Below are 26,101 nucleotides of genomic sequence, written 5' to 3'. Positions count from 1 at the left end.
CTATCCCCCAAGCCGTCGCAAAAGTACCCCACCAGCGCGGTTTTCGGGGGCCTTTGCGTCTGCTCGCACTTTAGCTACCCATCGCCAGCGCCGCCGCCACCGCGATCGCCCACACCACCATCGCCAGGCCGGTATCGCGCAGCACCGGGATCAGCTCCGCGCCGCCGCGCCCGGATCGCACCGGGCCCGCCGCGCGCACGGCCAGCGGCGTGGCCACCAATCCCGCCGCGCACCACGGGGTGGCCGCCATGAGCACCAGGGTCAGCGCCCCGGCGGTGCCCAGCAGCGCCTGATACAGCACGCGGGTGCGGGCGTCGCCCAACCGCACCGCGAGGGTGATCTTGCCCGACCGCGCGTCGGTGGGGATGTCGCGCAAGTTGTTGGCCACCAGCACCGACGACGACAGCGCCCCGATCGACACCGCCAGCAGCAGCCCGACCCAGTCCACCCGCAGCGCCTGCGTGTACTGGGTGCCCAGCACCGCGACCACGCCGAAGAACAGGAACACCGCGACCTCGCCAAAACCGGCGTAGCCGTAGGGTTTCGAGCCGCCGGTGTACAGCCACGCCCCGGCGATGCAGGCCGCACCCACCGCGATCAGCCACGGCGCGCTGAACAGCGCCAGTACCACGCCGGCGAGCGCGCCGACCGTCAGGCTCGCGACGGCGGCGCCCAGCACCGCCCGCGGGGCCGCCAGCCGCGAGCCGACCAGGCGCACCGGGCCGGCCCGGTCGTCGTCGGTGCCGCGGATGCCGTCGGAGTAGTCGTTGGCGAAGTTGACGCCGATGGTCAGCGCGAGCGCGACGGCCAGCGCCAGCAGCGCCTTCCACCACACCGCGGATCCCAGCCAGGCCGCGGCGCCCGTACCGGCGACCACCGGCGCCACCGCGTTGGGCAACGTCCGCGGCCGCGCACCCGAAACCCACTGCCCGAGATTGGCCACACCGCCATCCTGCCAGGATGCGTGCCGCGCAGCCGCGGGCCCCGCACCCGCGGTCACGCCGGGGTCATGCACCACAATGGTCGGATGCTCGGAGTCATCGGCGGCAGCGGCTTCTACACCTTCTTCGCATCCGACGCCGACGACGTCACGGTCGACACCCCCTACGGGCAGCCCAGCGCCCCGGTCACCGTGGGCGCGATCGAGGGACACGAGGTCGCGTTTTTGCCCCGCCACGGCGCCAAGCACGAATTCTCCGCGCACACCGTGCCGTACCGCGCCAACATGTGGGCGCTGCGCAAACTCGGCGTGCGCCGGATCCTCGCGCCGTGCGCGGTCGGCAGCCTGCAACCCGAACTCGGGCCCGGGGCCATCGTGGTGCCCGATCAGCTGATCGACCGCACCCGCGGCCGCGCCGACACGTATTTCGACTCCGGCGGGATCCACGTCGACTTCGCCGATCCGTACTGCCCGACGCTGCGCGCCGCGGTCACCGACCTGCCCGGCGTGCCTCGCGTCGTCGATGGCGGCACCATGGTGGTGATCCAGGGGCCGCGCTTTTCCACCCGCGCCGAAAGCCGGTGGTTCGCCTCGGCCGGGTTCTCGCTGGTGAACATGACCGGATACCCGGAGGCCGTGCTCGCCCGCGAACTCGAAATCTGTTATGCGGCAATAGCGTTGGTGACCGACCTGGACGCCGGTGTGAGCGTGGGGCAGGGCGTCAAGACCGTCGACGTGTTCGCCGAATTCGAACGCAACATCGGGCCGTTCAAGGCGTTGGTGCGCGAGGCCATCGGCCGGGTCGCCGCCGACCGCACCTGCACGCACTGCCTGCCGCACACCGGCGTGACGCTGCCCGTCGAGTTGCCATGAGGGTGCTGTTGACCGGCGCGGCCGGCTTCATCGGCTCGCGGGTGGGCGCGGCGCTGCGGGCCGCCGGGCACGACGTCGTCGCTCTCGACGTCCTGCTGGCCGCCGCGCACGGCCCAAACCCGTTGTTGCCGAAAGATTGTCACCGGGTCGACGTGCGCGACGCCGACGCGCTGGCCCCGCTCCTGGACGGCGTGGACGTGGTGTGTCATCAGGCGGCGATGGTGGGTGCGGGCGTGGACGCCGCCGACGCGCCCGCCTACGGCGGCCACAACGATCTGGCCACCACGGTGTTGCTGGCGCAGATGTTCGCCGCCGGGGTGCGGCGCCTGGTGCTGGCGTCGTCGATGGTCGTCTACGGGCAGGGGAATTATCACTGCGGGCGGCACGGGCGGGTGGACCCGCTGCCGCGCCGCCGCGCGGACCTCGACGCCGGGACCTTCGAGCACCGGTGCCCGGTCGGCGGGGAGGAGCTGGCCTGGCGCCTCGTCGACGAGGATGCCTGCCTGCGCCCGCGCAGCCTGTACGCGGCCAGCAAGACCGCGCAGGAGCATTACGCGCTGGCGTGGTCGGAGGCCACCGGCGGCTCGGTGGTCGCGCTGCGCTACCACAACGTCTACGGCCCCGGCATGCCGCGCGACACCCCCTATTCGGGGGTGGCGGCGATCTTCCGGTCCTCACTGGAAAAGGGCGAGCCGCCAAGGGTTTTCGAGGACGGCGGCCAGATGCGCGACTTCGTGCACGTCGACGACGTGGCCGCCGCCAACGTCGCGGCGCTACAACACGGCGACGGGTTCCTCGCGGTCAATGTCTGCTCGGGGCAACCCATTTCGATCCTGGAGGTGGCCGCCGCGCTGTGCGACGCGCGGGGGAGTTCGATGTCGCCGGTGATCACCGGCCAGTACCGCAGCGGCGACGTGCGCCACATCGTCGCCGACCCGTCCCGGGCAGCCGAGGCGCTGGGGTTCCGGGCGGCCGTCTCACCGGGCGACGGGTTGCGCGACTTCGCGTTCGCGCCGCTGCGGTGAGCCCCTACGCCTGCGGCGGTCGGTAGATCTGCGGCCCGCGGACAGGCATCTGCCGCGTCCCGGAGTCGTCGCCGCGGAAGATCCTGGGTGAGCCGCCCAGCGGCGGTATCTCCGCGGTGGGCGGGTCGCTCTCCGCGCCGGGGCCCCCGGTGTTTATGCGGGTGGTCTCCGCGGCTGACGGTCCGGCGGCCTGGCCCACGCGGACCCGGGTCGTCGGTGCCGCCGCATTCGCATCGGCCGCGCGCTTGCGGGCGGCGCGGCGGGCCAGGCGACGCCCGCTGAGTTGGCCGGCCACGATGGCGGCCGCCAGGATGCCCAGCGCCAGCCCGCACAGCGTCACGTCGAAGGCGCTGGTGATCTGCTGGGCGAGGTCGTTGCCGTAAACCGGGTGCCGCGCAGGAGAATTCGGCGAGTCCGCGAACCGCGGCGCCAGCGCGACGCCGACGACCACGCGGGCAACGCTGAGGGCGGCGACCAGCCCGCACAGTGATGAAACCAAGCGCGCCGACAGGTGGGCCAGGCTGCGGCGCAGCCAGATCGCCAGGGCCGCGGTCACCAGGTCGAACGCGGCCAGCACGAGGCTGTCGTACCGGGAGAACGGATAGTTCAAGGTGATGCCGACAACAAGGTCGGTGAGCCGCATCGCGATCGACCCCACGGCCCAAACGGCGATGAGCAGCAAGCCATTTCGGGTCATCGCCCGCCACGCGGATTCCTCCGTCGGCGACGGGTTTCGGTGACCGAACAGGGACCGCGGCGCGAAGATGGCCGCGCCGGCCGCCCACGCCAGGTAGCCCTCGAACCCGACCCCGGCGGTCGAGGTGTTCTGCGCGATGCCGTGGAACGCGTCGAGGTCGCGACCGGCGGGCAGGACCCACACCAGGATCCCCGCGGCCAACGCCGACGCACCGAGCGCGACAATGGTCAGCCGGCTCGCCCGGGTGCGCTGCAATAGCCAGCGGGAGGCGACCAGGACCGCGACCAGCGCCACCACCCCGTAGACCACCGCGGTGGCGACCACCGCGATGTTCTGCTTGCCGAATTCCGCCGCGCCGCCGGCGCTTTGCAGCGCGTAGCGCACCCGCCAGTACAGGTTGTAACCGAAGCTCAGCACGGCCGCCAGCATCGACACCGCCCCGATGATCCGGGCCGATCGATGCCAACCGGTGTGCTCGTCGCCCGCCGGGACCGGCCCGCCCGGCACCGCCTGGGCGCTCAACAGCGAGCCGGCGACACCGACCCACGCCCCCGGCCCCACGCCGCCGGGCACGGTGACCGTGCCACCGAACCGGACGGTCTCGTACGCGTCGAACCCGACGACGGCGAGCACCAGCAGCAGATAGGGGGCGTTGAGCGCCAACCGAAGCCGCGCCGCCGGCGCCGGGTTGAACCGCGCGCCGGCCGACCTCCACGAACCGGCCACCGCGACGGCGGCGACGGCCAGCACCGTCACCGCGAGCAGCACCGCGAACAGGGCCGGATTGCTGTCGGGAATCCCGACGCCGACGTACAGATTCCACGGCAGGAACACGGCGACCACCAGCAGCACCACGGCGGTCGCGTCGCTGAGGAGGGGACGGCGCCGACCCGCCCCCGCGGGGGCGGCCGGCGTGCCGCCGGTGGCGTGCGGGCGGATGATGCGGGGCGCGGCCGCCTGCGGGGCCCGACCGCCGATGGGGCCGGTCGGCGTGTCGTCGCTGCTCTGGCTCACCATGCCCCCCGGGATTCAAGGACAACTACTTTCGGTGCTGTTGCCGGTGTCCGGCGGGGGAATACCCTGCCGAGCCCCATGCACTGCTCGCTTGCGAACATATTCTCCGTTCGGCCGCCGTGGCAGTGGCTGGGAACGGCCGCGGGCGGACGTGATTCCGCGGCGACCGTCCTGTCGTTCGAAAAGCTGGTTACGCTGCGCTAGTAGGCGAACCTTGCCGCCGAATGACTGATACTGCCGACGGTATCGCAAGTGTAATGATGCCGGGACATTGCTGGTTGCGGGGTAGCCGGGGTGAAGGAGAAGCGGGATGGACGTCGTTTTGGGGGTCGCGGTCACCGGTCCCGTCGCCCGCTTGGCGCTTCTCGGGTCGGGCTCCCAGGGCACCGACGTGATCGACCAATCCGTGATCGATCTCGCTGACAACCCGGTCGGCACGCTGGCCGAGACCGTGGCCGGAACCAATCGGTTGTTGGCCGACGAGAATCACCGGTTGGTCGGCACCCGGCTGTGCTGGTCCGACGAGCCCCGCGCCGAGCAGTTGCGGCGCGCGCTGGAGGATTCCGGCGTTCACAACGTCGCGGTGCTCTCGGAGTCGCAGGCCGTGGCCGCCCTCATGCGCGCGGCCGGGCGGCCCGGCGCCGCGCTGGTGATGGACGACGCCACGGCCACCCTGTCGGTGGTGGGCCCGGACAGCGGCGATCCCGACGCCCCGCCGACCGTGTTGGCCAGCCAGCCGCTGGCCGCCGGGCCGGACGCCACCGCCGCGTTCCAGACGATGATGGCGAACCTCGGCGCGCATGCGGATGCGCCGGGGGAGGTGTACCTCCTGGGCGCCTCGCCCGACCTCAACCGGGTCGCCGATGAACTGCGCGACGCGTCCACCATGCGGGTGCAGGTCGCCGACGACCCCACGTTTGCACTCGCCCGGGGCGCCGCTATCGCCGCGGCGGCGCTGTCCGCGGGGGATGCGACGGCCATGGCGCCGGCGGTCGGTCTGACCGGCGACGCGACCGCGATGGCCCCCGCGGTCGGGGACGCGACGACGGTGGTGCCCGCCCCGGAGGCCGAGGAGCCGCAGCTGGCGTATTCGATGGCCGACGAGGGCGGGGTCTATCCGGGCGAGATGGACGAATACGACCCGGAATTCGACGATTACGACTACGGCCCCGAATTCGGCGGTGACTACGCCGACGCCGATGAGGACGCGCCGACGAAGCTGTCGCGGCGGTCGCTGGTGATCGGCAACGCCGTCATCGCCTTCGCGGTCATCGGATTGGCGTCGCTGGCCACCGCGATCGCGGTGGCCGTCCGCCCGACCGCCGCCCAGCAGCCGGTGGTCGGCGTCCAGAACGGCACCCCGGGCAAGTTCATGCCGATCTTGCCGAGCCAGCAGCAGGCCCCGCTGCCCCCACCGCCGGCCGACCAGCCCAACGCCGGCTTCCAGGGCGGCACTGTTCCAGCTCCCGAGCATGTGGCGCCGCCGTCGGGAGGGGGCCCGCAGGTCGCCCCCGTTCCCGAGGCGCCGAGCAACCCCGGTGTCGTGCCCAACCCCGATCCGGGTTGGGCGCCCCGCCCGAATCCGATTGTGCCGGTTCCCATTCCGATTCCGATTCCGATCCCAGGATGGCAGCCGCCGTATAACCCGCCGTATAACCCGACGACGCCGTACACGCCGCCGACCACCACACCATCGCAGCCGCCGACGACCACGTATTCGCCCCCGACGACCACCTATTCGCCGCCGACGACGACGTATTCCCCTCCGACGACGACGTATTCGCCGCCGACGACGACCACGCACGAACCGCCGACCACCACCTATTCGCCGCCAACCACCACCTATTCGCCGCCGACGACGACGTATTCGCCGCCGAGCACCAAAGCAACCACCCAGGCGCCGACGCAGACGCACACCCAGCAGACCGCGCCGCCGACGCATTCGCAGCAGCCACTGTTCCCGCAGGAACCCCGCACCCACCGCGGGTTCTGACGCGTGCCCGATACCGACGGCCTGGTCACGGTGGTCCTGCCGTGCCTCAACGAGGAGGAGTCGCTGCCGGCCGTGCTGGCCGCCATCCCGGCCGGCTACCGGGCGCTGGTGGTCGATAACAACAGCACCGACGACACCGCCGGTGTCGCGAAACGCCATGGCGCCCAGGTCGTTACCGAGCCGCGCGCCGGGTACGGCTCGGCCGTGCACGCGGGCGTCGTGGCCGCGACGACCCCGATCGTGGCGGTCATCGACGCCGACGGCTCGATGGACGGCGGCGATCTGCCGCGGCTGGTCGCCGCGCTCGAGCAGGGCGCGGACCTGGTGACAGGCCGGCGCCGGCCGGTGCCCGGGCTGCACTGGCCGTGGGTGGCCCGCGTCGGCACCGTCGTCATGAGCTGGCGGCTGCGCACCCGGCACGGCCTGCCGGTGCACGACGTCGCGCCCATGCGAGTGTCCCGGCGTGAGGCGCTGTTGGCGCTGGGCGTCGCCGACCGCCGATCGGGTTATCCGCTGGAGCTTTTGGTGCGCGCCGCGGCCGCCGGCTGGCGCGTCGTCGAACTCGACGTCAGCTACGGCCCGCGCACGGGCGGCAAGTCGAAGGTCAGCGGATCGCTGCGCGGCAGCATCACCGCGATCCTCGACTTCTGGAAGGTGATCTCGTGACCGCCGTGCCGGTGACCCTGCTGGTGGTCGCCAAGGCACCCGAGCCGGGCCGGGCCAAGACACGGCTGGCGGCCAGCGTCGGCGACCGCGTCGCCGCCGAGATCGCCGCCGCCGCCCTGCTCGACACGCTGGACGCCGTGGCCGACGCGCCGGTGGCGGCACGGGTGGTCGCGCTCACCGGGGACCTGGACCGCGCCGCGAGTGCCGACGACATCCGGCGGCGCCTGGCGTCGTTCACCGTGATCGTCCAGCGCGGCGACGATTTCGCCGCGCGGCTCGCCAACGCGCACGCCGACGCGTCGTCGGACGGATTGCCGGTGCTGCAAATCGGGATGGACACCCCCCAGGTGACCGCCGAGCTGTTAACCGGTTGCGCGCGCCGGCTGCTCGAGGTGCCGGCCTTGCTGGGGCCGGCCCGTGACGGCGGCTGGTGGGTGCTCGGCGTGGCCGCACCGGCGATGGCCGAGTGCCTGCGCACCGTGCCGATGTCGGCGCCCGACACGGGGGAGCTGACGTTGAAGGCGCTGCGCGACACGGGCATTGACGTCGCAACGGTGCAGACGCTGGCTGACGTCGACGAGGTCGGCGACGTCGCGGCGGTGCGCGACGCCTGCGGGCCCGACAGCCGCTTCGCGCGGGTCACCCGCGCGGCGGGCCTGTAGCCGTTCCTACCAGTTGGTCAAGATGATCGTGTTGAGCGCCAGGGCGCCGATGGCGTTGAGAGCCAGCCAGATTCGGTGCGACCGGACCGGCAGCAGCGCGGCCGCCGCGGTGAGCCAGATGGTGAACGGCAACCAGATGCGTTCCACCTCGGCCTTGCTGAGCATGCTCAGGTCCGCACACGCGATGGCGGCCAGCGCGCCGCAGAGCACCAGATGAAACCCGGAGCGGCGGCGCAGGGCGGCCCCGTCGAACACCCGGGCGACCCCGGCGACACCGCCCAGACCGATCGCGCACACCACACACGCCAGGTTGGCCCAACTCCAATACTGGAACGGTCGGTCCTTGGCAATGCCCTGCCAATAGCGTTGCTGCACAAGGTGATAGCCATCAAACCAGTAAAACCCCGCGACGGCGAAGGTCACCGCCACCGCGATCGCGGCCAGCGCCGCCGGGCCAAGGGACCGCAGGATCGCGCGCCAATCCCTCGCCGACGCCAGCACCGCCAGCGCGGGCAGCCCCATCAACATCAGCCCGTAGTTGCAGAACACGCCCCAGCCCAGCAGCAGCCCGGCGCCGGCGGCGGTCAGGGCGGGGAACCGGACCGGGCGGTGCACCGCCACGGCCAGCAGCGCGATGCCCCATGCGGCCACCCCGGCGAAGTATCCGTCGGCCGAGACCGCCACCCAGATCGCCGTCGGCGCCAGCGCCACGAGCGGGGCAACCCGCCGCGCCGTCGCCTCGTCCGCGAGCGCGCGCACGGCGATCACCACCGCGGCGGCCGCGCTCGAGCCGGCCAGCAGGCACAGCAGCCCGGCCCAGGCGCCGCCGTGCAAACCGATGCGGTCCAGCCAGACGAACGTCAGCAGCGCGCCGGGCGGATGCCCCGACACGTGGGTGGTCCACGAATGCGGTTGGTAGTCCACGATCCTGCTGGCGAAGGTGCGCAGCGTGGCTGGAATGTCGGTGATGCCCGGCACCTGCGAGAGGTATTCGTCGCGGGTGGTCAGCCGGCCGGCAAAGCCGCGCTGCCAGCCGTCGATCATCGCCAGCGCGAACGCCCACCCGGCGGCGACGGCCCAGCTGCCCAGCGTCAAAGCCCGCCACGAAAGGCGTTGCGCCAGAAGGGGTCCCCACGCGATCATGACGACCGCCAGGGCAATCGCCGCGCCGGTTCCCCAGCCGGCGTGGATCAACCATTCGCCGAAGATCGGTGCCGAGCCGGCGTGAGTGGCGAATTCTTCCCGGCCGATGTCGAGGCGCGGGCGCACCCCGAGGTTCATCCGCGGCAGCAGGAACGCCGCCGCCACCAGTACCGCGCCGGTGACGACCGCGACCGCGTCCCGCACCGCCTCCCGTCGAGCGACCCTCACGGACGCACAGCCTATTGATCGCTCGCGCCGCCGAAGCGGCGCACCAACGCCGCGCGGTCGATTTTGCCGATGCCGCGGTGCGGCAGCGCGTCGACGACGTGCACCTCGCGCGGCGCGGCGGTGGCGTCCAGGGCGCGCGTCACCTGCGCGCGCAGCGCCTCCACACTCGGCGGCAGGCGGCCCTCGTGCACGACGATCGCGGCGACCACGCGTTGCCCCAGGCGTTCGTCGGGCAGGCCGAACACCGCGCACTCGCTGACGGCGGGGTGGCCGCACAGCGCCGCCTCGACCGGCTGCGGCAGCACCGTCAGCCCGCCGGTGCTGATCGCGTCGTCGGCGCGGCCCAGGACCGTCAGCACGCCCGCGCCGTCGAGGGCGCCGAGGTCGTCGGTCATAAACCAGCCGGGTTCGGCGAACGGGTCCGGGTCGACGGGGTTGCGGTAGCCCTTGGCCACCGTCGCGCCCCCGATGACGATGCGCCCGTCGGCCACCTTCAGTCGCACCCCGGCCAGCGGGACGCCGTCGTACACGCACCCCCCGGCGGTCTCGCTCATGCCGTAGGTGCGCACGACGGTGATGCCGGCCCCGGCCGCGGCGTCCAGGATCGGCCGGGGGGCAGGCCCGCCGCCGAGCAGCACGGCGTCGAGTTCGGCGAGCGCGGCCGCGGCCGCCGGGTCGGTGAGCGCCTTGGACAACTGCGCGGCGACCAGCGAGGTGTACCGTCGGCCGGGGCCCAAAGCGCCGATGGCGCTGGGCAATTCGGCGACATCAAAGCCGTCCGAGACATCCATCTCGACCGGCGACGTGCCGGCGAGCAGGCTGCGGACCAGCACCTGCACCCCGGCGATGTGATGCGGCGCCAAGGCGAGCAGCCAGCTGCCCGGCCCGCCGAGACGGTCATGGGTGGCCGCGGCGCTGGCCCGCAGGGCGGCGGCGGTCAGCAGGGCGCCCTTAGGGGTGCCGGTGGTTCCCGACGTCGCCGCCACCAGGGCGACGTCGTCGTCGATGGCGTCCCCGACCCGCAGCCCCGCCCGCAGCGCTTCGGACTCGCGATCGTCGGCCACGGCCACCAGTGCGGGTTCACGCCCCCGCAGCACGCCTTCCAGGGCGGGCAACAGCGTCGCGGCCGCCGCGCCCGGCGGGACGTGCAGCGCGCGCAGTACGGCTATGCCGGATCCCCGGCCTGGTCGGCGTCGTCGAACGGCCAGCCCTGGGCCGCCAACCGCACCCGCACCCGCTCGACGTCCTGCGGCGACGGCAGCTCGTCGGTGATCTGGGTGATCAGCACGCCGATGTCGACGTCGTCGAACTCACCGCGCCGAACCAGCTCGCAGGCCACGGCCTTGGCTTCGTCGTTGGACAGCCGGCGGGCCAGCAGCGCGAGCACCGGGAAGGTGTCGGTGGGCGGCACGCCGTCGGGGTAGCCCGCGCGGAGCCACGAAACGATGGAATTGAGAAATCCATTCACGCGGATACAGCTCTCCCCGGCGTCCGGTTCGCCAACTCGGTGGGCAACTCGGTGGGCATTGAACGATGCTACTTGGGTTTCGCTCCGAGCAGCGGATAGCCAGTGTGATGGGCGATGAAGTCGCGAGCAATGTAGAGCAAGGCCAACGCGATCACCGCGATGACCAGCGCGTAGATGGTCCACGCCAGCGCGGTCAGCATCGGGTTGCGCCGGGGGGCGCCGGCGTTGCTGGCGCCGTCCAGATTGATGTCGCCCGCACCCGCGGACTGCAGCCGGATGCCGAGGGCGAACAACCCCGGCAGGGCGGCCCCCGCCAGCATGGCGAAGACCAGAATCTTCAAGCTGGCCTGGTAGTTGAACCAGTCGCCGATGTGGCTCATGAGGCGTTCGCTTTCAGCGACGGGTCGTCGGAGTCATACCCGGCGGACATGCCGCCGAGCGTGGGCCCGTCATCGCGGGGTGGCAATTGATCGGCGGCCTGCAGCCCGCTGGTCAGGTCGCCCTTCCATTCGGCGTTGACGTTGTGGTGGTCGACCTTGACCTTGCGCGACCGGATGTAGATGGTGGTCGCGACCGCGACCAGCAGCGCGAAACCGATGATCGCCCCCGGGTAGCCGCCGATCAGGTGCACGATCCCGTACGTGAGGGCGCCCACCAGACCGGCCAGGGGCAGGGTGACCAGCCAGGCCACCCCCATGCGGCCGGCGACGCCCCAGCGGACCTCGCCGCCGGGCTTGCCCAGCCCGCTGCCCAGCACCGAACCGGTGCACACCTGGGTGGTCGACAGCGCGTAGCCGAAGTGGGCGGAGAGCAGGATCACCGCGGCCGACGAGGACTCCGCGGCCATGCCCTGGGGCGACTGGATCTCGACCAGGCCCTTGCCCAGGGTGCGGATGATGCGCCACCCGCCGAGGTAGGTGCCGGTCGCCATCGCGAGCGCGCAGCTCACGATGACCCACAGCGGCGGCATGGTGGCGGTCTTGCTGACCGAGCCGTAGGAGATCAGCGCGAGGAAGATGATGCCCATGGTCTTCTGCGCGTCGTTGGTGCCGTGTGCCAGCGAGACCAGCGACGCCGAGCCGATCTGGCCGCGCCGGAAACCCGCCTCGGTGCGCGCCTTTGGGACGCCGCGGGTGATCCGGTAGACCAGCCAGGTGGCGACCGCGCCGATCACGACGGCCAGGATCGCCGACACGACGGCCGGGATGATGGCCTTGGAGATCACGCCCTTCCAGATCACGCCGTGCGCGCCGACGGCGGCGATCGTGGCGCCGACGATTCCGCCGATCAGGGCGTGCGACGAACTCGAGGGGATGCCGAGCAGCCAGGTGAGCAGGTTCCAGACGACGCCGCCGACCAGGCCGGCGAACACCAGCTCGAGCGTCACGATGTTGGAGTCGATGAGGCCTTTGGCGATCGTGGCGGCGACGGCGGTGGACATGAACGCGCCGACCAGATTCAGTACCGCCGAGAGCAGAACCGCCGTTTTGGGCTTGAGGGCGCCGCTGGCGATAGAGGTCGCCATCGCGTTGCCCGTGTCATGGAAGCCGTTGGTGAAATCGAAAGCCAGTGCCGTGATTACGACAATGATCAAGAGGAACAATTGGATGTTCACAGGGCCTGATTCTGGTGGTAGGGGCAATCCATTGTCGAATGCGGCATGAGGTGAAACGCGGGTGTATTTTGAGTCGTCGCCAGATGTTACCTTTCAGTTAACCGGAATTTCCCTGCCGTTCACCTCGGGTGTCGCGGCGCAACGGGTGGTCCGCGGGGATCTGGATGAAGATGAGCGTGATTCCGTCGGGGTCCAGCACGTGCATCTCGTGCAGGCCCCAGGGTTCCTGGCGCGCCTCGCGGGCGATCGACACGCCGCGGCCGCGTAGCTCGGCCTGGGTCGCCTCGAGGTCGCGGACCTGCAGCCACAGTGCGCCCGGGAACGGGCCGCGGGAGTGGTCCGGGGAGCCGTATCCGGCCAGCTCCAGCAGCGACTGCCCCGCGAAAAACACTGTGCCACCGCCATATTCACGGGCTATCGCCAGGCCGATCTGGTCGCGGTAGAAGGCCAGCGACTGCTGATAGTCCGCAGGCCGCAGCAACATCCGGCTGGCCAGGATCTCCATAATTCGTGTCTATCACACGGCCCGATCGAGGCGGTCCGGTCAGTTATCGCCCTTGCGGTTGGGCTGGATGCGCTGGCGTTGCATGACGGCGTTGACCCAGCGGGGGCCGAAGGTGTCCAGCGCCTTGGCGGCGATCGCCATCCGCGGGGCGATCCGCACCGGCCGGGTGCGCGCGGCGGTGATCATCCACTCGCCGGCCTCCTCCGGTGTCAGCGCCGGCATACCCTGGTAGGCCTTCGTGGGCGCGATCATCGGGGTGGCCACCAGCGGGTAGTACAGCGTTGTGGAGTGCACACCCGCCTCGCCCCACTCCGTTTCGACGACCCGGCTCACCGTCGACAGCGCGGCCTTCGACGCGTTGTACACCGAGAACAGTGGCGACGCCTCGGAGAGCACCCCCCACGTCGCGACGTTGATGATGTGGCCGTCGCCGCGCTCGAGCATGCCCGGCGCCAGCCCGCGGATCAGCCGCAGCGGCGCGTAGTAGTTGAGCACCATGGTGCGCTCGACGTCGTGCCAGCGTTCCAGCGACTCGGCCAGCGGCCGGCGGATGGACCGGCCGGCGTTGTTGATCAGGATGTCTATTCCGCCGAGACGCTTTTCGACGTCGGCGACCAGCGCGTCGACGGCGTCCATGTCCGAGACGTCGCACGGGATCGACAGCGCTTCACCGCCGGCGGTGGTGATCCGTTCGGCCAGCGCGTCCAGCAGCTCCTGGCGCCGGGCGACGACGACCACCGTGGCCCCCTCGCGGGCGAACTGCTCGGCCGCGGCCTCGCCGATGCCCGACGACGCCCCGGTGAGCAGGATGCGCTTGCCCGCCAGCTCGATCGGCTTGATCAGCGGACGGTTGACCAATACTTGCGGCGCCATGGGGGGTCGCATGGTGGCCAGCACCAGCTGGTCGGTGATCCGGCGGAGGGGGCTCTTGCTCACTGACGGGAGTCTAGGCGGGCGCGGGCGGGCGGGCGCGGTGCCCAGAGTCACGCCAGCGTGGCACCGGGCGCGCAACGCCTGGGCGGCCTCAGAAATACCGGGGAAACCGGCTCCAGTCCGGATCCCGCTTTTCCAGGAAGGCGTCGCGGCCCTCGACGGCCTCGTCGGTCATGTACGCCAGCCGGGTGGCCTCGCCCGCGAACAGCTGCTGACCCACCAGCCCGTCGTCGAGCAGGTTGAACGCGAACTTCAGCATGCGTTGCGCCTGAGGGGATTTGGCGTTGATCTCGCGCGCCCACCCGATGCCGACGCGTTCGAGGTCGGCGTGGTCGACGACCTCGTTGACCGCGCCCATGTGGTGCATCTGCTCGGCGGTGTAGGGCCGGCCCAGGAAGAAGATCTCGCGGGCGAACTTCTGGCCCACCTGGCGCGCCAGATACGCGCTGCCGTAGCCGCCGTCGAAGCTGCCGACGTCGGCGTCGGTCTGCTTGAAGCGGGCGTGTTCGCGGCTGGCCAGCGTGAGGTCGCAGACCACGTGCAGGCTGTGCCCGCCGCCGGCCGCCCACCCGTTGACCAGGCAGATGACCACCTTGGGCATGAACCGGATCAGCCGCTGGACCTCGAGGATGTGCAGGCGCCCGGCGCGGGCGGGGTCGACGGTGTCGGCGGTCTCGCCGCTGGCGTACTGGTAGCCGCTGCGCCCGCGGATGCGCTGATCGCCGCCGGAGCAGAACGCCCAGCCGCCGTCCTTGGGGGAGGGGCCGTTGCCGGTCAGCAACACCACGCCGACTCCCGCGGACATCCGGGCGTGGTCGAGCACCCGGTAGAGCTCGTCGACGGTGTGCGGCCGAAACGCGTTGCGCACCTCGGGACGGTTGAACGCGACCCGCACCGTGGCGTCGTCGATGTGGCGGTGATAGGTGATGTCGGTCAGCTCGTCGAAGCCGCCGACGGGACGCCACGCCTGGGCGTCAAAGGGGTTGTCACTCAACGTTTTCGAACTCCTATGCCGGGTCCAGCCGGAATACCGGACACACGCCGGCCAGCGCCTCGAACTCTTCGGGGCGACCGTCGGTGACCAACCCCGAGCGTTTCATGAAGCCGACCCCGGTCGGCACCTCGGTGGGAAACGCGCGCAGGAACGGGCGCGCCGCGTCGGCCGGGAGCTCCACCATCCGCACCCGCTCCAAGTGCCGGCCGCGGGCCAGCGTCACATAGTCGGCGGCGCGGACGTTGCGGATCCAATCCGCGCCCGGAAACCCGCCCACCACATAGCGTTTGCCGTCCACCGTCATCGGTGTCACCGGCGTCGACCGGGGCGTTCCGGACTTGCGGCCGGGCACCGTCAACACCACCGGGCTCTCACCGCCGAAGCTCAGGCCCAGCCGCGACATCCGGATGAAGACCTTGTTGGCCGGCTTCAGCCACCACGGCGGCCGGACATTTTTGCCGCTTCCCATAGGCAGCGACGTTACCTCTGAAAGGGCTCGGCGCCATGCGGCCGGGGCTCCGTCGTGCCCAGGGCGTCGAGCCGTGCCAGCGCGCCGGCGTCCAGGGACACCTCGGCCGCGGCGAGGTTCTCCTCGAGGTGGGCGATCGAGCGGGTGCCGGGAATCAGCAGCGTGTTCGGCGCGTGCGCCAAGATCCAGGCCAGCCCGACCTGGGCGCCGGTGACGCCCAACTCGCCGGCGATGGCGGCCACCACCGGGTCGTCGGCGACCTTCGGGAATCCCGGGAACGCCGAGCCGAGCGGGAAGTACGGCACCCACGCGATGCCCTGCGCCTTACAGAGTTCGAGCGTCGCCTCCTGGGAGCGGTCCAGCACGCTGTAGGCGTTCTGCACGCAGACGATTCCGGCGGGCAGCGCGCGGCGCACCACCTCGAGCGGCACGGCGCTGATCCCGATCCCGCCGATCTTGCCCTCGTCGCGCAGGGCGATCATCTCGGCGAGCTGGTCGTCGAGGTCGACGATCTGGTCTCCCTCGGCGGCCAGGCCCGGACCGAGATCGAGCCGGCGCAGGTTCACCACCGGAATCTGGTCCAGGCCGAGTTGGCGCAGGTCGTCGTCGACGGCGGCGCGCAGTTCGGCCGGTTTCTGGGCGGCGGCCAGCGGAATGGGGTGCTCGCCGGTGTAGCGGGCGCCGACCTTGCTGACGATGACGAGGTCGTCCGGGTAGGGGGCCAGCGCCTCGCGGATCCGGCGGTCCACCTCCCCGGGACCGTAGAACGACGCGGTGTCGATGTGGTTGACGCCGAGTTCGATCGCGCGACGCAGCACCTCCCTAGCTGAAAAGGCCGCGTCGTCGACGGTCGGTGCCTCGAACAGTTGCATGGCGCCATAGCCCATGCGGGCGACGGCTCTAGCGCCGAGAGTGCCGGTGTCGCCGGGCCGGGGTTGGTCTGTCATGGTGCTCCCTCGCATCGTGAGACACTGGACAAATGCGGAGGGTCCTCCGCTTTCGTCAGCGTAGCAGAAACGGAGGGTCCTCCGCTTTGGTCGGCAGATCGGATGCGCGCCGCAATCGCGAGCGGCTGCTGGAGGCGGCCACCGCCGCATTCACCGAACGCGGCGCGTCGGCCTCGCTCGAGTCGATCGCCCGCGACGCGGGCGTGGGGATCGGCACGCTGTATCGCCACTTCCCCAATCGGGAAGCGCTCGTCGAGGCCATCTACCGCGCCGAGCTCGCCGAGGTGGCCGCGGCCGCCGAGAAGCTGCTCAAGCGGCATCCGCCGACGACCGCGCTGCGCCGCTGGATGGACCGCTACGCGAGCTTCGTGGTCGCCAAGCGCGGAATGGCCGAGTCGCTGCACGCGATCTTCGACTCCGGCGCAATGGAACCCAGCCAGACCCGCGACAGCATCGTCGGCGCCGTCGAGTTGCTGTTGCGGGCGGGCGCCGACGACGACACCCTGCGCGCCGACGTGCGGGCCGACGACGTGGTGTCCAGCCTCATCGGCATCTTTGTGGCCAGCGGCTCACCCGAGCAGACCGGCCGCATGCTCGACCTGCTGGTGGCCGGCGTCGCGGCCTAGCGTCGCCTCCTCGCCGAACGTGAAGTTAGTTTCACGCTCGGGCGCGAGTGTGAAGTTAGTTTCACGCTCGCCACGCGCGAGCGGAAAGCGCGGCCGTCAGCCCACCGAGCGCTCGGCGCCCTCCCAGAACTGCGCCCGCACGGCCTTCTTGTCCGGCTTGCCCAGCCCGGTCAACGGCAGCGAGTCGGCGAGCACCACGCGCTTGGGCGACTGCACCGAGCCCTTGCGGTCCTTGACCGCGGCCTGGATCTCGGCGGTCATCTTCTCGATCGCCGCGTCGTCGCGGGGCGCGTCGGAACGCAGCACCACCACCGCCGTGACGGCCTCGCCCCACTTCTCGTCCGGCGCGCCGACCACGCACACCTGGGCGATCGCCGGGTGCTCGGCCACCACGTCCTCGACCTCGCGGGGGAACACGTTGAAGCCGCCGGTGACGATCATGTCCTTGACCCGGTCGACGATGAAGTAGAAGCCGTCCTCGTCCTCGCGGGCCATGTCGCCGGTGTGCAGCCAGCCGTCTTTAAAGGTCTCGGCCGTGGCCTCCGGCAGGTTCCAGTAACCGCCCGCCAAAAGCGGTCCGCTGACACAGATTTCGCCCGGCTCACCCTGCGGCACCGGCTTGCCGTCCTCGCCCAGCAGGGCCACGCGCGCGAACAGCGTCGGGCGCCCGCACGAGGTGAGCCGCTTCTCGTCGTGCTCGTTTTTGGCCAGGTAGGTGATGGCCATCGGCGCCTCGGACTGCCCGTAGTTCTGGGCGAAGATCTTGCCGAACCGACGGATCGCCTCGGCCAGCCGCACCGGGTTGATCGCCGACGCGCCGTAATAGACCGTCTCGAGCGACGACAGGTCGCGGGTGTGCGAGTCCGGGTGGTCCATCAGCGCGTACAGCATCGACGGCACCAGGAACGTGGCCGTAATGCGTTTTTCCTCAATGGTTTTCAGCACGTCGGCCGGGTCGAACTTGGGCAGCACATGCATCTCGCCGCCCTTGATCAAGGTGGGCAGGAAATAGGCCGCCCCCGCGTGCGAGAGCGGGGTGATCATCAAAAACCGCGGCTCCTCGGGCCACTCCCACTCCGAGAGCTGGATCGAGGTCATCGACGAGATCGACTGCGCGGTGCCCATCACGCCCTTGGGCTTGCCGGTGGTGCCGCCGGTGTAGGTCAGGCCGATGACCTGATCCGGCGGCAGGTCCGCGGCGGCCAGCGGCTGCGGGTCGTACTTGGCCGCCTCGGCCGCCAGGTCGACCGCCACCCCGCTGAGCGCCTCGGGCACCGGGCCGATGGTCAGGATCTGCTTGAGCCCGGGCACCTTTTCCAGCAGGGCCAGCGCGCGCTCGACGAACATCGGGTTGGGGTCGATGATCAGCGAGCTGATGCCCGCGTCGTTGAGCACGTATGCGTGGTCGTCCAGCGAGCCCAGCGGGTGCAGGGCGGTGCGCCGGTAGCCGCGGGTCTGGCCGGCGCCGATGATCAGCAGCACCTCGGGGCGGTTGAGCGAGAGCAGGCCGACGGCCACACCGGTGCCCGCGCCGAGCGCCTCGAACGCCTGGATGTACTGACTGATCCGCTCGGCCATCTGACCACCGGTCAGCGTGGTGTCGCCGAGGAACAGCACCGGCTTGTTCTTGTGGCGCTTGAGGGCGCCCACGAGCAGGTGGCCGTTATGGGTCGGGTTGCGCAGCAGCTCGTCCGTCATGTGGCAAGACTAGAACGTGTTGCAATTTGAGTCAGCCGCACCCTCTAAGACCTCGCGGACCCGCTGCTTCCCACACCGTAAGACCGCTTCCGCCAACTTGAGCGAGTAGCCATTCCTCGCCGAAGGAACTGAGGTCTCGTTGTACAGAAGTGCGAGCCACTTGCTGTCTCGCATCGACACGAGATCAGGTCGACCGCCGCCTCCATTCCCCGCTAGCTATGCCGGTGCCAGCCACGGGTAGACCACGTCGACGTAGTCGTCGCGCGACACGACGAGCGTTTTGGTGGGCGCGGCCATGTCGACGTAGAAGTGGCCCGTGGCAGGACGACCTACGCTGCCCTCGTCGCTGAGAACAGCGAGGTCTTCAATGATTTCGGCCGCCTTCGCTTCGTCGAGCCGCCACACCACGTGGACGGGATCGAGTTCTACATCGGCAGCGCCGGACTCCAGACGGAACTCGTGCGTAACTCCGTCACGCTCGAGTCGCGATGCCCCGTGCTGCTTGGCGTCACTGAGTGCGGCTTTGAGCTCATCGACTCCGCCGCCGTCCAACGTCAATAAAACTGCGTCGTCCCCGAAATAAAACTCGGGAAGAAAGTTGACGCGAATGATGCTCATGGGTCCCCACCTACGGCCGATTTCCGCTGGTCCTGCTGGGTTTAATGTAGTTGTCAACGAGGTAGGTTCTGGGCGGCAATGCCGTCTGATTGTGCGGCAACGACTGCCAACATCACGAACAGCTCCGTCGCTTGGCTGCCACCGAAGAACTCGTGCATGAATCGCCACCCGGTTACTAGGATCCCCCCATGGGGCAGGCAGATCTCGTCGTGACCGGAACCATCCTGACCGTCGACGAGGCGCGGCCCACCGCCGAGGCGCTCGCCGTCGCCGACGGCCGCATCATCGCCGTCGGAACCCGCGCGCAGGTCGCGGACCTCACCGGACCCGATACTCAGACCGTCGACGTCGGAGACGGCTGCGTCATGCCGGGATTCGTTGAGGCCCATGGCCATCCGCTGATGGAGGCGGTCGCGCTGTCGGATCGCCTCGTCGACATCCGCCCGGTCACCATGCGAGGCGCCGACGACGTCGTCTCCGCGGTGCGCTCCGAGGTCGCGCGGCGCGGATCCGACGGCGCCTACCTCAACGGCTGGGATCCACTGCTGCAGAACGGTCTTCCCGAACCGACGCTGGGCTGGCTCGACGGCATCGCGCCCGACACCCCGCTGGTGATCATGCACAACTCGGGGCACAAGGCGTATTTCAATTCGACCGCCGCCAAGCTGCACGGCCTCAACCGCGACACCCCCGACCCCAAGGGCGCCAAGTATGGCCGCGACGCCAACGGCGAACTCGACGGCACCGCCGAAGAGACCGGCGCGGTGTTCCCGCTGCTGGGCGGGGTCATCGACTTCGCCGACTACCCGCGGATGCTGCTCGCCGAGTGCGCGCGGCTCAACCGTGCCGGGCTGACCACCTGCTCGGAGATGGCGTTCGACCCCGGCTTCCGGCCGCTGGTCGAACAACTGCGCCCCCAGCTGACGGTCCGGCTGCGGACCTACGAGATCTCCAACCCGCAGATGTCCACCGACGCCACCCCCGGGCAGGGCGACGACCTCCTGCGCCAGGTCGGCATCAAGATCTGGGTCGACGGCTCGCCCTGGATCGGCAACATCGACCTCTCGTTCCCCTACCTGGACACCGAGGCCACCCGCGCCATCGGCGTCGTGCCGGGGTCCTGCGGCTGCGCCAACTACACGAAGGAACAGCTGCACGAAATCGTCGGCGCCTACTTCCCGCTCGGTTGGCCGATGGCCTGCCACGTGCAGGGCGACGCCGGTGTCGACACCATCCTCGACGTCTACGAGGAGGTCCTCAACCGCCACCCGCGCGGCGACCACCGGCTACGCCTCGAGCACGTCGGCGCCATCCGTCCCGAGCAGCTGCGCCGCGCCCACGACCTCGGCGTCACCTGCAGCATCTTCGTCGACCAGATCCACTACTGGGGTGACGTCATCGTCGACGGGCTGTTCGGCGAGGAGCGCGGAACACGTTGGATGCCAGCGGGATCCGCGGTGGCCACCGGCATGCGGATCTCGCTGCACAACGACCCGCCGGTCACGCCCGAGGAGCCGCTGCGCAACATCAGCGTGGCCGTGACCCGGACGGCGCCCAGCGGCCGGGTGCTCGGGCCCGAGGAGCGGCTGACGGTCGAGCAGGCGATCCGCGCCCAGACCATCGACGCCGCCTGGCAGCTGTTCTCCGACGACGCGATCGGCTCGCTGGAGGTCGGCAAGTACGCCGATCTGGTGGTGCTCTCGGCCGACCCGCGCAGCGTCCCGCCCGAGCGGATCGCCGACCTCGAGGTGCGGACGACGTATCTGGCGGGCCGCCGGGTCTACGGCGCGTGAGCCCGCCCCTCGAGGACCTGCTGGACCGCCTGCACGTGGTGGCGCTGCCCATGCGGGTGCGGTTCCGCGGCATCACCACCCGCGAGGTCGCGCTGATCGAGGGCCCGGTCGGCTGGGGCGAATTCGGGGCGTTCGTCGAGTACGAGCCACCCGAGGCCGCGCACTGGCTGGCCTCGGGCATCGAGGCCGCCTACCGGCGGCCGCCACCGGCACGCCGCGACCGCGTCCCGATCAACGCCACGGTGCCGGCCGTGCCCGCCGCCGGCGTTGCAGAGGTGCTGGCCCGCTTTCCCGGCGCCGCGACGGCCAAGGTGAAGGTCGCCGAGCCCGGGCAGACGCTGGCCGACGACGTGGCCCGGGTCAACGCCGTGCGCGAGCTGGTGCCCACCGTGCGGGTGGACGCCAACGGCGGCTGGACCGTCGAACAGGCGGTCGCCGCCGCGTCCGCGTTGACCGCCGACGGCCCGCTGGAGTACCTCGAACAGCCGTGCGCGACGGTCGGCGAACTCGCCGAGCTGCGGCTGAGGGTCGACGTGCCGATCGCCGCCGACGAAAGCATCCGCAAGGCCGACGACCCGCTGGCCGTGGTCCGCGCCGGCGCCGCCGACATCGCGGTGCTCAAAGTCGCTCCGCTGGGCGGGATTTCGGCCATGCTCGCCATCGCCGACCAGATCGACATCCCCGTGGTGGTCTCCAGCGCGCTGGACTCGGCGGTGGGCATCGCCGCCGGGCTGTGCGCCGCGGCGGCCCTGCCGCGGCTGCGGCACGCCTGCGGTCTGGGCACCGGCGGGCTGTTCGTCGAGGACGTGGCCGAGACCGCGGCCCCCGTCGACGGGGCCCTGGCCGTCGGCCCGGTGACGCCGGATCCGGCGCGGCTGCGCACGCTGGCGGCGCCGCCGCAGCGCCGGCAGTGGTGGATCGACCGGGTCAAGGCGTGCCATCGGCTGCTTGTACCGTCGTCCGGGTGATCAACCTGGCTTACGACGACCGCGGCTCCGGTGAGCCCGTGGTCTTTATCGCCGGCCACGGCGGCGCCGGACGGACCTGGCACCCCTATCAAGTCCCCGCGTTCCTGGCGGCCGGATACCGCGTCATCACCTTCGACAACCGCGGGATCGGCGCCACGGAGAATGCCGACGGCTTCTCGACGCAGACCATGGTCGCCGACACCGTCGCGCTGATCGAGGGGCTGAACGCCGCACCCGCCCGCATCGTCGGGATGTCGATGGGCGCTTTCATCACCCAGGAACTCATGCTCGCCCGGCCCGATCTGGTCAGCGCGGCGGTCCTGATGGGCACCCGCGGCCGCATGGACCGTGCGCGGCAGTTCTTCCGCGACGCCGAGGCCGAGCTGTCCGACGCCGGCGTCACACTGCCGGCCGCCTACGAGGCGAAAATCCGCCTGCTGGAAAACTTTTCCCGCAAGACGCTCAACGACGACACCGCGGTCGCCGACTGGATCGCCATGTTCTCCACCTGGCCCGTCAAGTCCACCCCGGGCATGCGCGCCCAGCTGGACGTCGCGCCCTACACCAGCCGGTTGTCGGCCTATCGCAGCATCGCGACGCCCGTGCTGGTGCTCGGCTTCTCCGACGACGTCCTGACGCCGCCGTATCTGGGCCGCGAGGTCGCCGACGCGCTGCCCAATGGCCGCTACATGCAGATCCCCGACACCGGGCACCTCGGCTTCTTCGAACGGCCCGACGCCGTCAACGCCGCCATGCTCAAGTTCTTCGCCGAGCCGCGATAGGCGCCCAACGTCTCGGCGGGCGGCAAGTCGGCTGTGACACCCTGTAGGAGTGAACCCCTCGACGACACAGGCTCGCGTCGTCGTTGACGAGCTGATTCGCGGCGGTGTCCGCGATGTGGTGCTGTGTCCGGGTTCGCGCAACGCCCCCCTCGCCTTCGCGCTGGCCGACGCCGACCGGTCCGGCCGGATCCGGCTGCACGTCCGCATCGACGAGCGCACCGCCGGGTATCTGGCCATCGGCCTGGCGATCGCCGCCGGTGCCCCGGTGTGCGTCGCCATGACGTCCGGCACCGCCGTTGCCAACCTGGGCCCGGCCGTGGTGGAGGCTAACTACGCCCGGGTGCCGCTGATCGTGTTGTCGGCCAACCGGCCCTACGAACTGCTGGGCACCGGGGCCAACCAGACCATGGAGCAGCTGGGCTACTTCGGCACCCAGGTCCGCGCCACCATCAGCCTGGGCCTGGCCGAGGACGCGCCCGAGCGGCTGGACGCCCACAACGCCACCTGGCGCTCGGCCACCTGCCGGGTCCTGGCGGCCGCCACCGGGTCTCGCACCGCCAACGCCGGCCCCGTCCAGTTCGACATCCCCCTGCGCGAGCCCCTGGTGCCGGATCCCGAACCCCACGGCGCGGTGATCCCGCAGGGCCGCCCGGGTGGCCGGTCGTGGACCTACACCCCGCCGGTCACCTTCGACCAGCCGCTGGAGATCGACCTCACGCCCGACACGGTCGTCATCGCCGGCCACGGCGCCGGCGCCCACCCCGCCCTCGCCCAGCTGCCGACCGTGGCCGAACCGACGGCCCCGGCCCCGGAAAATCCCCTGCACCCGCTGGCGCTGCCCCTGCTGCGGCCCAAGCAGGTGATCATGCTCGGCCGCCCCACCCTGCACCGCCCGGTGTCGACGCTGCTGGCCGACCCCCAGGTGCCGGTGTACGCGCTGACCACCGGCCCCCGCTGGCCTGACGTCTCGGGAAACTCGCAGGCCACCGGCACGCGGGCGGTCACCACCGGAACGCCGAACCCGGCGTGGCTGCAGCGCTGCGTCCAGACGAACCGGCACGCGAACGACGCGGTGCGCGGCCAACTCGCGGCGCATCCCCTGACCACCGGGCTGCACGTCGCGGCGGCCGTGGCCGACGCGCTGCGCCCCGGCGACCAGCTGGTGCTCGGGGCGTCCAACCCGGTCCGCGACGCGGCGTTGGTCGGGCTGGACACCCACGGCATCCGGGTGCGGTCCAACCGCGGGGTCGCCGGCATCGACGGCACGGTGTCCACGGCGATCGGGGCGGCGCTCGCCCACGAACGCGAGGGCGACCCGGACATCCCGGCGCGCACCGTCGCGCTGATCGGGGATCTGACCTTCGTGCACGACAGCTCGGGGCTGTTGATCGGCCCCACCGAACCCACCCCGCGCCGCCTGACCATCGTGGTCTCCAACGACAACGGCGGCGGCATCTTCGAACTGCTCGAGCAGGGCGACCCGCGGTTCTCCGACGTGTCGTCGCGGGTCTTCGGCACCCCGCACGACGTCGATGTGGGGGCGCTGTGCCGCGCGTACCACGTGGAGAGCCGCCAGATCGAGGTCGACGAACTGCACGCCGCCCTCGACGAACCCGGCCCCGGGATGCGGGTGCTCGAAGTCAAGGCGGACCGCTCCTCGCTGCGGCAGCTGCACGCCGCCATCAAGGCGGCGCTGTGAGGCGCGCATAGATGGCGAGATCCCCAAAGGTTCTGCTGCACATATTGATTCACGGACGCAGTGACGAACCTCCGAAAACCCGCGCCAGGATCGCGTTGCGGTGGGCCAGGATCGCGGTGCTGATCGTCACCGGCCTGGTCACGCTGCAGTCGGTGCTGCTGGTGGCCGGCGCCTGGCGCAACGACCTTGCGATCACCCACAACATGGGCGTCGCGCAGGCGGAGGTGCTCAGCGCCGGGCCGCGCCGTTCCACCATCGAATTCGTCACCCCCGAGCGGGTCACCTACCGCCCCGAGCTCGGCGTGCTCTACCCGTCCCACCTGGCGACCGGGATGCGCATCTACGTCGAGTACAACAAGAACGACCCGAACCTGGTTCGCGTGCAGCACCGCAACGCGGGCCTGGCGATCATCCCGGCGGGATCCATCGCGGTGGTGGCCTGGCTCGGGGCGGCGGCGCTGCTGGTCGCGCTGGCGCTGGGAGACAAGTGGCTGGACCGCCGCGCCGAAAGCGCCGAACCTGCAGATTTCGCGTGACGGACGCCCGCAGGCAACCTTGCCGACAGGCGGCGCTGACACGGTGGTGACGTGCGCGTTGCCATCGTCGCGGAATCTTTCCTGCCGGAAGTCAACGGTGTCAGCAACTCGGTGATCCGGGTGCTCGAGCACCTACGCCGCACAGACCACGAGGCCCTCGTCATCGCCCCCGACACGCCACCGGGGGAACCGCCGGCGGAGCGCATTCACGACGGCATCCGCGTGCACCGGGTGCCGTCACGGATGTTCCCGAAAGTGACCACGCTGCCGCTCGGCGTGCCGACGCCTCGTCTGGTGAGCGTCCTGCGCGGGTTCGACCCGCACGTCGTGCATCTCGCGTCGCCGGCGCTGCTCGGCTACGGCGGGGTCCGTGCGGCGCGGTGGCTGGGGGTGCCGACGGTCGCGGTGTATCAGACCGATGTCCCGGGTTTCGCGGCCAGCTACGGCATCCCGATGACGGCGCGGGCCGCGTGGGCCTGGTTCCGGCATCTGCATGGCCTCGCCGACCGCACCCTGGCGCCGTCCACCGTGACGATGGAAGCGCTTGTCGCCCATCGCTTTCCGCGGGTGCACCGGTGGGCGCGCGGGGTCGACGTGCTGCGGTTCGCGCCGTCGGCGCGCGACGAGGCGCTGCGGCGACGGTGGTCGCCGCGCGGCAAGCCCATCGTCGGCTTCGTGGGCCGGCTCGCGCCTGAGAAACATGTCGAACGACTCGCAGGGCTGGCCGCCGGCGGCGCGGTGCAGCTCGTCATCGTGGGCGACGGAGTCGATCGCGACAAACTGCAATCGGCAATGCCGTCAGCGGTTTTCACGGGTGCGCTCTACGGCGACGAGCTCGCCGCGGCGTACGCCAGCATGGACGTATTCGTGCATCCCGGTGAGCACGAGACGTTTTGTCAGGTCGTGCAGGAAGCGCTGGCGTCGGGGCTGCCGGTCATCGCCCCCGACGCCGGCGGCCCCCGCGACCTGGTCACCCCGTGGCGCACGGGCCTGCTGTTGGGGGTCAACGAGTTCGAGACCCGGCTGCCCGAGGCCGTCGCCCACCTGATTGCCGAACGGTCGCGCTACGCGCCGGCCGCCCGGCGCAGCGTGGTCGGCCGCAGCTGGCCGGTCATCTGCGACGAGCTGCTCGGCCACTACGAGGCGGTGCTGTCGCCGTTCGTCCGGCGGCGGATGTTCGCCAAGCGGTACGCGCAGGGTCAGTGACCG

26 protein-coding genes are annotated in these 26,101 nt (G+C 71.0%); 12 read left to right on the top strand and 14 right to left on the bottom strand.

Going from position 1 to position 26,101, the window contains the following annotated elements; all coding sequences use genetic code 11:
• Window positions 1-70: 70 nt before the first annotated feature.
• The gene (locus ACZ50Z_RS19095; RefSeq protein ID WP_464484936.1) at window positions 71-943 is read right to left on the bottom strand and encodes a 1,4-dihydroxy-2-naphthoate polyprenyltransferase; all 873 of its coding nucleotides are present in this window, start codon (window positions 941-943) and stop codon (window positions 71-73) included.
• An 84-nt stretch (window positions 944-1,027) separates the two neighbouring features.
• Between ACZ50Z_RS19095 and ACZ50Z_RS19090 the strand changes: the two genes are divergently transcribed.
• Complete coding sequence (locus ACZ50Z_RS19090) at window positions 1,028-1,813, top strand: S-methyl-5'-thioadenosine phosphorylase (RefSeq protein WP_464484935.1); 786 nt, start codon at window positions 1,028-1,030, stop codon at window positions 1,811-1,813.
• A complete protein-coding gene (locus tag ACZ50Z_RS19085) occupies window positions 1,810-2,838 on the top strand; it encodes an NAD-dependent epimerase/dehydratase family protein (protein ID WP_464484934.1) in 1,029 nt (342 codons plus the stop codon). The genes ACZ50Z_RS19090 and ACZ50Z_RS19085 overlap by 4 nt, the downstream gene beginning before the upstream one ends.
• A gap of 4 nt (window positions 2,839-2,842) precedes the next feature.
• Here ACZ50Z_RS19085 and ACZ50Z_RS19080 read toward each other — a convergent pair whose 3' ends face one another.
• The gene (locus ACZ50Z_RS19080; protein WP_464484933.1) at window positions 2,843-4,552 is read right to left on the bottom strand and encodes a DUF7937 domain-containing protein; all 1,710 of its coding nucleotides are present in this window, start codon (window positions 4,550-4,552) and stop codon (window positions 2,843-2,845) included.
• A gap of 307 nt (window positions 4,553-4,859) precedes the next feature.
• Between ACZ50Z_RS19080 and ACZ50Z_RS19075 the strand changes: the two genes are divergently transcribed.
• The 3 genes from ACZ50Z_RS19075 to ACZ50Z_RS19065 are packed head-to-tail and all read left to right on the top strand — an operon-like array spanning window position 4,860 to window position 7,870.
• On the top strand, window positions 4,860-6,542 hold the full coding sequence (locus ACZ50Z_RS19075; RefSeq protein WP_464484932.1) for a DUF7159 family protein: 1,683 nt from the start codon (window positions 4,860-4,862) through the stop codon (window positions 6,540-6,542).
• Window positions 6,543-6,545: 3 nt separating this feature from the next.
• The gene (locus ACZ50Z_RS19070; RefSeq protein WP_464484931.1) at window positions 6,546-7,208 is read left to right on the top strand and encodes a glycosyltransferase family 2 protein; all 663 of its coding nucleotides are present in this window, start codon (window positions 6,546-6,548) and stop codon (window positions 7,206-7,208) included.
• Window positions 7,205-7,870: a TIGR04282 family arsenosugar biosynthesis glycosyltransferase gene (locus tag ACZ50Z_RS19065; RefSeq protein WP_464484930.1), complete on the top strand. Its 666-nt coding sequence runs from the start codon at window positions 7,205-7,207 to the stop codon at window positions 7,868-7,870. The genes ACZ50Z_RS19070 and ACZ50Z_RS19065 overlap by 4 nt, the downstream gene beginning before the upstream one ends.
• A gap of 6 nt (window positions 7,871-7,876) precedes the next feature.
• Here ACZ50Z_RS19065 and ACZ50Z_RS19060 read toward each other — a convergent pair whose 3' ends face one another.
• From ACZ50Z_RS19060 to ACZ50Z_RS19015, 10 genes are all read right to left on the bottom strand, one after another.
• Complete coding sequence (locus ACZ50Z_RS19060; RefSeq protein WP_464484929.1) at window positions 7,877-9,241, bottom strand: hypothetical protein; 1,365 nt, start codon at window positions 9,239-9,241, stop codon at window positions 7,877-7,879.
• An 11-nt stretch (window positions 9,242-9,252) separates the two neighbouring features.
• A complete protein-coding gene (menE, locus tag ACZ50Z_RS19055; RefSeq protein ID WP_464486313.1) occupies window positions 9,253-10,338 on the bottom strand; it encodes an o-succinylbenzoate--CoA ligase in 1,086 nt (361 codons plus the stop codon).
• A 68-nt stretch (window positions 10,339-10,406) separates the two neighbouring features.
• On the bottom strand, window positions 10,407-10,709 hold the full coding sequence (locus ACZ50Z_RS19050; RefSeq protein WP_464484928.1) for a DUF3349 domain-containing protein: 303 nt from the start codon (window positions 10,707-10,709) through the stop codon (window positions 10,407-10,409).
• Window positions 10,710-10,777: 68 nt separating this feature from the next.
• Window positions 10,778-11,089, bottom strand: a complete 312-nt coding sequence (locus ACZ50Z_RS19045) for a hypothetical protein (RefSeq protein ID WP_464484927.1) — start codon at window positions 11,087-11,089, stop codon at window positions 10,778-10,780.
• A complete protein-coding gene (locus ACZ50Z_RS19040; RefSeq protein WP_464484926.1) occupies window positions 11,086-12,324 on the bottom strand; it encodes an anion permease in 1,239 nt (412 codons plus the stop codon). The genes ACZ50Z_RS19045 and ACZ50Z_RS19040 overlap by 4 nt, the downstream gene beginning before the upstream one ends.
• 97 nt (window positions 12,325-12,421) lie before the next feature.
• Complete coding sequence (locus tag ACZ50Z_RS19035; RefSeq protein ID WP_464484925.1) at window positions 12,422-12,829, bottom strand: VOC family protein; 408 nt, start codon at window positions 12,827-12,829, stop codon at window positions 12,422-12,424.
• A 39-nt stretch (window positions 12,830-12,868) separates the two neighbouring features.
• Window positions 12,869-13,765: an SDR family oxidoreductase gene (locus tag ACZ50Z_RS19030; protein ID WP_464484924.1), complete on the bottom strand. Its 897-nt coding sequence runs from the start codon at window positions 13,763-13,765 to the stop codon at window positions 12,869-12,871.
• A gap of 88 nt (window positions 13,766-13,853) precedes the next feature.
• The gene (locus ACZ50Z_RS19025) at window positions 13,854-14,756 is read right to left on the bottom strand and encodes a 1,4-dihydroxy-2-naphthoyl-CoA synthase (RefSeq protein ID WP_464484923.1); all 903 of its coding nucleotides are present in this window, start codon (window positions 14,754-14,756) and stop codon (window positions 13,854-13,856) included.
• Between the two features lie 13 nt (window positions 14,757-14,769).
• Window positions 14,770-15,225 carry a nitroreductase family deazaflavin-dependent oxidoreductase gene (locus ACZ50Z_RS19020; protein ID WP_464484922.1) on the bottom strand — a complete coding sequence of 152 codons (456 nt, stop codon included), beginning with the start codon at window positions 15,223-15,225 and terminating at the stop codon, window positions 14,770-14,772.
• 11 nt (window positions 15,226-15,236) lie between these two features.
• Window positions 15,237-16,172, bottom strand: a complete 936-nt coding sequence (locus ACZ50Z_RS19015) for an aldo/keto reductase (protein WP_464484921.1) — start codon at window positions 16,170-16,172, stop codon at window positions 15,237-15,239.
• Between the two features lie 86 nt (window positions 16,173-16,258).
• On the opposite strand from ACZ50Z_RS19015, the gene ACZ50Z_RS19010 reads away from it, so the two are divergent.
• Window positions 16,259-16,798 (top strand): TetR/AcrR family transcriptional regulator, encoded by a 540-nt coding sequence (locus tag ACZ50Z_RS19010; protein WP_464484920.1) that lies wholly within the window; start codon window positions 16,259-16,261, stop codon window positions 16,796-16,798.
• Between the two features lie 96 nt (window positions 16,799-16,894).
• On the opposite strand, the gene fadD8 is transcribed toward ACZ50Z_RS19010, so the two are convergent.
• Both fadD8 and ACZ50Z_RS19000 read right to left on the bottom strand, forming a co-directional pair.
• Window positions 16,895-18,496, bottom strand: a complete 1,602-nt coding sequence (gene fadD8, locus ACZ50Z_RS19005) for a fatty-acid--CoA ligase FadD8 (protein ID WP_464484919.1) — start codon at window positions 18,494-18,496, stop codon at window positions 16,895-16,897.
• 216 nt (window positions 18,497-18,712) lie between these two features.
• Entirely contained in the window at window positions 18,713-19,114 is a 402-nt protein-coding gene (locus tag ACZ50Z_RS19000; RefSeq protein WP_464484918.1) for a hypothetical protein, read from the bottom strand.
• A gap of 188 nt (window positions 19,115-19,302) precedes the next feature.
• On the opposite strand from ACZ50Z_RS19000, the gene ACZ50Z_RS18995 reads away from it, so the two are divergent.
• The 6 genes from ACZ50Z_RS18995 to ACZ50Z_RS18970 are packed head-to-tail and all read left to right on the top strand — an operon-like array spanning window position 19,303 to window position 26,098.
• Window positions 19,303-20,907, top strand: a complete 1,605-nt coding sequence (locus ACZ50Z_RS18995) for an amidohydrolase (RefSeq protein ID WP_464484917.1) — start codon at window positions 19,303-19,305, stop codon at window positions 20,905-20,907.
• Window positions 20,908-20,957: 50 nt separating this feature from the next.
• A complete protein-coding gene (locus ACZ50Z_RS18990; protein ID WP_464486312.1) occupies window positions 20,958-21,875 on the top strand; it encodes an o-succinylbenzoate synthase in 918 nt (305 codons plus the stop codon).
• The gene (locus ACZ50Z_RS18985; protein WP_464484916.1) at window positions 21,872-22,657 is read left to right on the top strand and encodes an alpha/beta fold hydrolase; all 786 of its coding nucleotides are present in this window, start codon (window positions 21,872-21,874) and stop codon (window positions 22,655-22,657) included. The genes ACZ50Z_RS18990 and ACZ50Z_RS18985 overlap by 4 nt, the downstream gene beginning before the upstream one ends.
• A 49-nt stretch (window positions 22,658-22,706) precedes the next feature.
• Entirely contained in the window at window positions 22,707-24,356 is a 1,650-nt protein-coding gene (menD, locus tag ACZ50Z_RS18980) for a 2-succinyl-5-enolpyruvyl-6-hydroxy-3-cyclohexene-1-carboxylic-acid synthase (protein WP_464484915.1), read from the top strand.
• An 11-nt stretch (window positions 24,357-24,367) separates the two neighbouring features.
• Window positions 24,368-24,892: a DUF3592 domain-containing protein gene (locus ACZ50Z_RS18975; protein WP_464484914.1), complete on the top strand. Its 525-nt coding sequence runs from the start codon at window positions 24,368-24,370 to the stop codon at window positions 24,890-24,892.
• 51 nt (window positions 24,893-24,943) lie between these two features.
• Window positions 24,944-26,098, top strand: a complete 1,155-nt coding sequence (locus ACZ50Z_RS18970; RefSeq protein ID WP_464484913.1) for a glycosyltransferase family 4 protein — start codon at window positions 24,944-24,946, stop codon at window positions 26,096-26,098.
• The last annotated feature ends 3 nt before the right edge of the window (window positions 26,099-26,101 follow it).

It is taken from the genome of Mycobacterium sp. NTMscope_MAC_269 (genome assembly GCF_976985695.1).
This window is presented reverse-complemented; position numbering and strand designations above follow the sequence as displayed.